The 6,724-nt window shown below is 61.8% G+C and carries 10 protein-coding genes and 1 pseudogene; 5 read left to right on the top strand and 6 right to left on the bottom strand.

Annotated elements, in window-relative coordinates:
- Positions 1–396 (bottom strand): VOC family protein (locus AC1DY5_RS36830; protein ID WP_478119423.1); only part of this gene is annotated, 396 nt, incomplete at its 3' end.
- Between the two features lie 228 nt (positions 397–624).
- Between AC1DY5_RS36830 and AC1DY5_RS36825 the strand changes: the two genes are divergently transcribed.
- The 5 genes and pseudogenes from AC1DY5_RS36825 to AC1DY5_RS36805 form a co-directional block, all read left to right on the top strand.
- Positions 625–1,080, top strand: a complete 456-nt coding sequence (locus AC1DY5_RS36825) for a TetR/AcrR family transcriptional regulator (RefSeq protein ID WP_478119422.1) — start codon at positions 625–627, stop codon at positions 1,078–1,080.
- The gene (locus AC1DY5_RS36820) at positions 999–1,304 is read left to right on the top strand and encodes a hypothetical protein (RefSeq protein ID WP_478119421.1); all 306 of its coding nucleotides are present in this window, start codon (positions 999–1,001) and stop codon (positions 1,302–1,304) included. Before AC1DY5_RS36825 ends, AC1DY5_RS36820 begins: the two co-directional genes overlap by 82 nt.
- A gap of 34 nt (positions 1,305–1,338) precedes the next feature.
- Positions 1,339–1,971, top strand: a complete 633-nt coding sequence (locus AC1DY5_RS36815; protein ID WP_478119420.1) for a hypothetical protein — start codon at positions 1,339–1,341, stop codon at positions 1,969–1,971.
- A 160-nt stretch (positions 1,972–2,131) separates the two neighbouring features.
- Positions 2,132–3,145, top strand: coding sequence for a hypothetical protein (locus AC1DY5_RS36810; RefSeq protein ID WP_478119419.1), 1,014 nt, complete (start codon positions 2,132–2,134; stop codon positions 3,143–3,145).
- Between the two features lie 314 nt (positions 3,146–3,459).
- Positions 3,460–3,591, top strand: a pseudogene (locus AC1DY5_RS36805) (acyloxyacyl hydrolase); the annotation flags it as partial.
- 275 nt (positions 3,592–3,866) lie between these two features.
- Here the strand turns inward: AC1DY5_RS36805 and AC1DY5_RS36800 are convergent.
- From AC1DY5_RS36800 to AC1DY5_RS36780, 5 genes are all read right to left on the bottom strand, one after another.
- Positions 3,867–4,283: a hypothetical protein gene (locus AC1DY5_RS36800; protein ID WP_478119418.1), complete on the bottom strand. Its 417-nt coding sequence runs from the start codon at positions 4,281–4,283 to the stop codon at positions 3,867–3,869.
- Positions 4,284–4,742: 459 nt separating this feature from the next.
- Positions 4,743–5,018, bottom strand: coding sequence for a hypothetical protein (locus AC1DY5_RS36795; RefSeq protein ID WP_478119417.1), 276 nt, complete (start codon positions 5,016–5,018; stop codon positions 4,743–4,745).
- 125 nt (positions 5,019–5,143) lie between these two features.
- On the bottom strand, positions 5,144–5,662 hold the full coding sequence (locus AC1DY5_RS36790) for a DUF2867 domain-containing protein (RefSeq protein WP_478119416.1): 519 nt from the start codon (positions 5,660–5,662) through the stop codon (positions 5,144–5,146).
- A 265-nt stretch (positions 5,663–5,927) separates the two neighbouring features.
- Positions 5,928–6,140, bottom strand: a complete 213-nt coding sequence (locus AC1DY5_RS36785; protein WP_478119415.1) for a hypothetical protein — start codon at positions 6,138–6,140, stop codon at positions 5,928–5,930.
- Between the two features lie 149 nt (positions 6,141–6,289).
- The gene (locus AC1DY5_RS36780; protein ID WP_478119414.1) at positions 6,290–6,568 is read right to left on the bottom strand and encodes an alcohol dehydrogenase catalytic domain-containing protein; all 279 of its coding nucleotides are present in this window, start codon (positions 6,566–6,568) and stop codon (positions 6,290–6,292) included.
- Between the last annotated feature and the right edge of the window lie 156 nt (positions 6,569–6,724).

The raw sequence follows: 6,724 nt of genomic DNA, 5'->3' as shown, positions 1-6,724 counted from the left end.
GAACAGCTCCACGCCGCGGCCGCCCGCGGGCAGGCGGTCGAGCGGCAGCCAGCGGGCCCCGATCTGCTCCACGTAGCGGTTCAGATCCGTGTCGGCCGACATGAGGAACGCGGGCCCGATGAAACGATCCTGCCGCCCAGCTTCCGCGATCGCTATGCAGGGCGCAGTCCCCGCACCCCGGGCCACGAGACGCTGGGGTGTGGAATTGACGATGTGAAAGCCGAAGTCGCGCCAGAAGCGTTCGGTCGGCGCCAGCCGGCGCTTTTCCCAGCGCAGGAAGGCCAGCTCGATGGCGCGCCCGAGGGCGGGCGGCCGTGGCAGTCGTTGGACATCGGCGGGCAGCCGGCTTTCGGGATTCGACTCGGGTTGCCGAAGCACTGCGGTGAAGCGTCTCACGGGTGTGTCTCCCTTCAGAACGTGTAGTTGTAGCCGAGCAAAAACATCTGAACTTGCTCGTCAAGGAGGTATCGGCGCTGCCTGGAGGCGGATGCCGACGGGTTTTAATAATAACAAATTCGTCATCATGACAACATTGTCGTTTATACTTAGTCAAGCTCTGGGCACAATCCATCCATGCAAACGCAAGACCACCGCCAGCGCGTCGCCGCCGAGCGCCGCGAACGCATGCGCGCCCGCCTGCTCGCCAGTGCGATGAGGCTCGTCGCGGACAAGGGTCCGGCGGCGACGTCGATCGACGATGTGATCTCGGCCGCCGAAGTGTCGCGGGGCACTGTCTACAAGTACTTTCCGTCGCCTGATGCGTTGATCCGGGAACTCGCCATCCAGATCGCTAACGAGCTGATCCGGATGGCCGCACCCGTGGTGCTCAGCTACGACGACCCGGCTGAACGGGTGTCAAGTGGCGTGCGAGCGCCGATCCATGCTTTTCTCATCTCATCGACGCCGCGATGCGGCGGAGTCGCCGGCTCTAGATTGCAAGCGCTGTTCTGGGCTGCGCCGCCGCAGCGCCGGCTTTCGCCGAAGAGCGCTTCGCTTCCGTGCTGTACCAGAACGACATCTTCTTCGGGCACGACGGTGGCGGCTACACCAACGGCATATTCGCTTCGATCATGCGGGTAACCTCGCCAGGCGAAAGAGGCGTGGAGCCACCCCTGATGAAGCCGATCGCCGGCTGGCTCGGCCTCCCGCAGGCGACGCTCGCTTCCTCGACACTGGGCCAGAACATGGTGACTCCGCGCGACGAGGGTCGCCTGGAGCTCGTGGTCGCTTTCAAGGGTGGTCGCAGGACCGCGCACCGCACATGGTCATCACGATTGCTGCGGCAGCGCTCGTGCCGGTGTTGAAGACCTGGCGGTTCGCGGGTCAGGCAGGGTCTGCTTGAACCACATTCCCTCACCGCTCGCCAGGAACTCGTCTGTAGGGCAATCGCTGACCTTCCCCGAGCTCCGCATCACAGGGCCCGGGTCTGCTCCGTACAAACTCGGGGAGCACATGTATTTCTACGATGGCGAGACACATGTCGGGACCATCGGGGCAGTGACCTTATCACCGGGTGGGTACGAGGTTCACGTCGACCGCTTCGTGCCCTCAGCCATCCGAATGCGGCATGGCTGGGTGTCGAGGAAGATTGTGCTCGTTGAGGCAGTCGCATACTTGGCTGAGCATTTCGTGGCAGTAGCAACGATCAGGGTCTCTTTGAATTCTCCCATTGAAAAGCACGACGACTTCCTCAAGGTCGCGAGGGACCGTGCCCAGCTCCTGCATCGGATCGGCGCCCAACAGATCAACATCATCCCCAACTTCGTGCCGTCAAATCGGGGCAACTTCACGGTTACCGGGGTCTGGAAGCGCAACCCGCAAGGCCTCAAGGCCCTCAATGCGGCTCTAGGCCACGAACGCGAAGCACACCGATCTCGGAAGGCGGCTGCGCCCACTGTCAGAGGCCGGCTAGCGAAACTCGGTGCACGGATCAGACGCCTGTTTTCCGGCTCGACCGAAAAGGATATCTAACGAGGCTCCGCCTCAGACCGACGAGTGATATTCGTGGTCGCATTGAGATTGCGCGCTGGGTGTAAGGTGGCTCCGGTCGAGCCGGCTGGGACGTGCCCAGAGAAGTACGAGCTCGAAGCTCAATGGGGTCCGAAGTCCCCGTGGACGACCGGAGCCGGGCATGAAACTACCACATAGCGTTTGCGAAGTCCTGCGCGATCACGTCGTGCTCGAAAGCGAGTGCATCGACCGGATGTACCTCAACGTCTACGTGCCGCAGTTGCAGCGCATCGGTGGCGTGGTGTGGTACCTGCGTGGCCACCTGGGCCAGCGCTTCGCGTCGACGGCGGGGGTGGCCCCAAAGACCGAGGCGTTCGTAGACAACATCGAGCGGTTCGCAGCCGACGCCAGGGTGGACCTGGTGAGCTTTTCCAAGCACCAGCGCAAGGACGACATCACGCAGCAGTATCTGCAGCAGTTCGACGCCGACGAAGGCTTGCTGTACGTCGGGCGTGCGCAGGAGAAGGCCCGGGTGGTGCGCACCGAGCGTCGCCGCTGCGCGCGCACCGGCATGACCTACCCGTGGGTGGTGGACGGCTCGGCGATGGTCAACCACTACTACTTCTACTGCGTGGACCGCGACTTCGGTGCTTTCTTCCTGAAGTTYTGCTCGTACTTCCCCTACAACTCCAAGCTGTGCATCAACGGCAACGAGTACGCCAAGTGCCAGCTGCGCAAGCGCGGCATCGAATTCGAGGCGCTGGACAACGGTGTGCTGTCCTGTGCCGACCCCAAGGCGCTGCAGYGCATCTGCGATGGCCTGGACGACAGGAAGATCGATCGGCTGCTGCGCAAATGGCTGGCGCGGCTGCCCCATCCCTTGGATCGGCGCGACCGCGCCGCCGGCTATCGCTACGCCATCTCCATTCTGCAGGCCGAGTTCGCGCTGACCCGGGTGCTCGATCGGCCGGTGGCAGGGCGCATCTTCTTCGAGCAGGTGATCCGGGAGGACCTGGACATCGGCCGCCCCGGCCAGGTGCAACTCATCTTCGATCGCCGGGTCAGCCGGCGCACCCCGGGACGATTCCGTACCCGGGTGATCACCGAGGGCGTCACGCCTTCACTGCATGTGGACTACAAGCGCTCACGCATGACGCGTCCTTGCGCCCCGTCGATCTCTCGCAATGAAGGGTAGGACTCGACGGGCGGGCGAGTCGTCAGCCTACCGTCGCCATCCGGTCGGTGTTCGGTTGCTGACCAGGCATCGCTCCGGGCAGGCGCTCTCGCTCATGGTGGTGCTTATTACGTGGAGGCGTCCTGAGCCCGCCGGAACAGCCGGGGCGGCCATCCGTCGGGATGCAGCGTGCTCACCCAGCTAGCGACCATCTCCGTGATCCGCTGTCGCTTCGCGGACGTGGCTCGCCGTGGTTCGTCGAGGGCGGCATCGGCGCCAACGTCACATCGAGCGTGTACCGAAGCGGGCGAAACCTTCAATAACGAGTCCAACTTCGGGACCACGTCGGCCTCGGATACGCCTTCGGCACGGCGAGGAAGAACGAGCTGGTCCTGCGAACAGAGCATTTCTCGAACGCCGCATCAAGCGATCCGAATCCCGGCGAGAACTTCTTCCAACTGCAGTAGGGTGCGTTGCGCCGCGTGGCACGCTCTTTAATGTCTAGGCGATCACCGCATCCATACGAACATCGTCGATCGTTCTTGGCGCGCCCGATCGCGGCGCGACCAGAAGTCCATTGCCGATGAATCGAGCGACAAGAATGATATGAAATTGCGTCGGTACTGGGCTGATATGAGGTGTGCCAGCGAGACTTCAGACTTTGAGCGTACGTGGACCGGGTGACGAGCGGTTACCGGAAAGGCGATCTCCGGCGGCCCGCCGCTTGCTCTCTCGAACCGACTCACGCGAGATACTCGAGAAAGTACGGCATCACTTGTTGAAGAAGCTCGACTTCCTCCGCATCGATGCTGCGCGGCTCCAGATCGAAATGGATGAACGTGCCGTAGGGTGTCCCGGAATCACGTGTCAGCACCCGCCCGTAGTACGACTCGACCAATCCCACAAAGGGGCGGTAGCTGACGAGGGACTTGTCCTTGGAGACGTGGCTTGTCGCAAACTCACCCTTCTCGATCGCGTGCTGGCAAAAGCTCTTCTCTAGAGGAACTGCTCTCAACCAGGTGCGGTATTCAGACGCACGGTCGAAGACGTGCTCTGCCCGCAACGCATCGCCGCTCAACTTATAGATGGCCGTATATCGATACTGCGTTCTGCCATTGAGCATTGCCAGCGCACGGCGAATCCCATGGGTGGCAAGCATGCTACGTACCGCAGTCGCCTGTGCGGGCAAGTCAAGGTTTGACATTGGAGGAGTTACTTTTTTCGAGATGCGCAGAAAGAGGCCCCCAATGGGAGTCCTAGTAGTGGAGAAGAAATTTCCTCAATGTGATGGGTAGAATATTTTCCTGGGCGCGATCTCCTGGCGCTGGCTCGCCCCCGGCGGAGGCCCGCCCATGGTCCCAGATTTAATCCGCGGACTCCCTTCGGTCGTGCTTCCTTGCTGCGGCGTGACCTTCATCGGTCACCTTCCGGAGGATCGCAGGTCCCATGTACCGGCAACCTCCATCCTTCACAATCACCGGAGGGATGTCTGCTTCCACCAAGGCCGCAGACCTTAGTACTGACAGCTTCTCGATCTCGTCCTGGTCGAAAACTTGGATTGGTGCCTCAGCTGCACAGAGCCGCGCGAGGAGATTCATTGGCACGTCTACTTCTCCCTCTATTTTAGAGAAAAAGGGCCATTGAACTCTATGTCATCAGTCGATTGAGCGCGTGTCAAATGAGGGACTTTGAGTGGGCAATTCATCTCCATCGACATCGGCAAGGGCAGGGAGGCGAGCAAGCCGTGGGCGTGCCGCTTCGCGCCGGCCTCATTGACCTGGCGGGCGAGCTCCCGCGTGACCGTGTCGTCGCCAAAATGGCGTTCGGGTGCCGATACGGAGAGGAGCGCGGAGCCGATGTCTAGCCTATCCATCGTCGCAATCGCCAGATCCACGCTCCAATGCCCTGCATGCCGGAAGGCCAGCCATGTCTCGCAGCCTGCAATGCGGCGCGGTACTTCTCGGTGATGTAATGTGCGTGGACATCTGCGGCGTCGCTCCTGAACAGGCTGTGTTCCCGCTATAGGCGACCTGCATTCACTGCCCTTTGAACCATCGCCCTCGCGATGTACCGATGAAATGGCTTGACAAGAAACATGTAGAGCCTGCCGATGCCGTTGTGGATTTCAACCGCCGTTGACACAGTCACCATCTCTACGCTGTTCAAAGATGACCTGTAGATCGAAACTCTGAAGTCGAGATGTTTGTCATTGTCTCCGAGTATGAGCTCGTTGGGTTCAATCGACTGGATCGAGAACATGCCAACGCGTTGCCCAATCTGTAACCTCGCTTCTCGAGGGAGTTGAAAATCAGCAACGCCTTCGTGTCTTAGCCCAAGTATGGAAGCGACTATGCCGCGTATCTTCAGAAGCATTTTTACCCAACCAGGTGTGCAACCAAATACTGCTTCGTAGACATCTTGTGGGCTCAGTTTTGGGTTATTCAAAGCCGTTTGATATGCATCACAAAAGTGAACCGCCTTCAATGCATGAATGAGATTGCACGCCACTGGAACGGGGACTTCTGCTACTTGCGACATGGCATCTCCGCGCCTAACGCTCCAGCCGGACCGGATTCGAGTTGGACGGTAGGCTCGCCACGCGTGTGTCGTGCGATGGAGGCCGAGAGTGGACAGGGTGATACAGGATCACCGCGTCACCCCGGGCTTGCATTCAAAGCCCCGCAAGAACTTCCATCCAGATGAAGCAGGGTCACGCCGAGGATCATGGCCGCGGCCAGCGGGATGACGAGCGGTGCCCAGTGCCGGGTGTCCGCCAGTTCGGTTCGAGTCCATGGGGTGATCTTCACTGTAGCGCGCCGGGCCGCACCGCCGGCCAGGCAAATTCGCGCCCGATCACCGCGCGGGCGTAGAAGTAGTTGCAGCGCGCGCGTTCGCTGAGGCTGTCGAGGTCCACCTTGCCCGCTGTGTCGCACGGGAATCTCAGTGCGCGACCGGCGCCGGACAGCGGCTGGAAGCACAGCTCGAAAGCGGGGGCTGTCTGTTCGTGGTGTTGCATGCTCGGGCTCCTGGTTCCTGGTTTGTGATGGAAGCAAGCGTAGGTCGCGGGAGGCTCGAAATGGTCGGGATACGGTCGCCGTTCGGTCGATTTTCAGTGTCGGCTGCCCGCAGCGTCAGCAGCGGGCGCGCTCCTCGAGCGCCTGCATTTCATCCAGGCGGGTCGGGTACGCGTCGAGCGGGGCGGGCAGCAAGAGGTCCTGGGGCGCGACGACATGCGACGCACGCGCGGTTCCCCCCGGCCAGACCTAACCCGCGTTGCCCGCGCGCGAAGCGGGTCACGCCAGCGCCGATGGCTTCGACAACGCCCGCGACGTCGTTGCCGAGCACGAGCGGGAAGCGCGCCGCGCCCTTGAGCCCCAGCAGCCGCCGGTCGTAGCCAAGCCCAGATGCCGCCGAATTCGAGCGGCGAGTAGGCGGTCTCGACATCCGCGGTGAAGACGTCGCCATCCGTGTAGTGCTCGTACTCGAAGCCGTCGGGATCGAACCAGTAGTCGAAGAGCTGGCTGCCGAGCAGGTGGCGGCCGATGCCCCACATGTGCCGGTGGCCCTCGGCGCGCAGCACCTGCTGCCCCTGTCCAAGCG

This window comes from Variovorax sp. P4_D9 (assembly GCF_056401695.1).
Note: the sequence above shows the minus strand (reverse complement) of the source record. Positions and strands in the feature narration are given on the sequence as shown.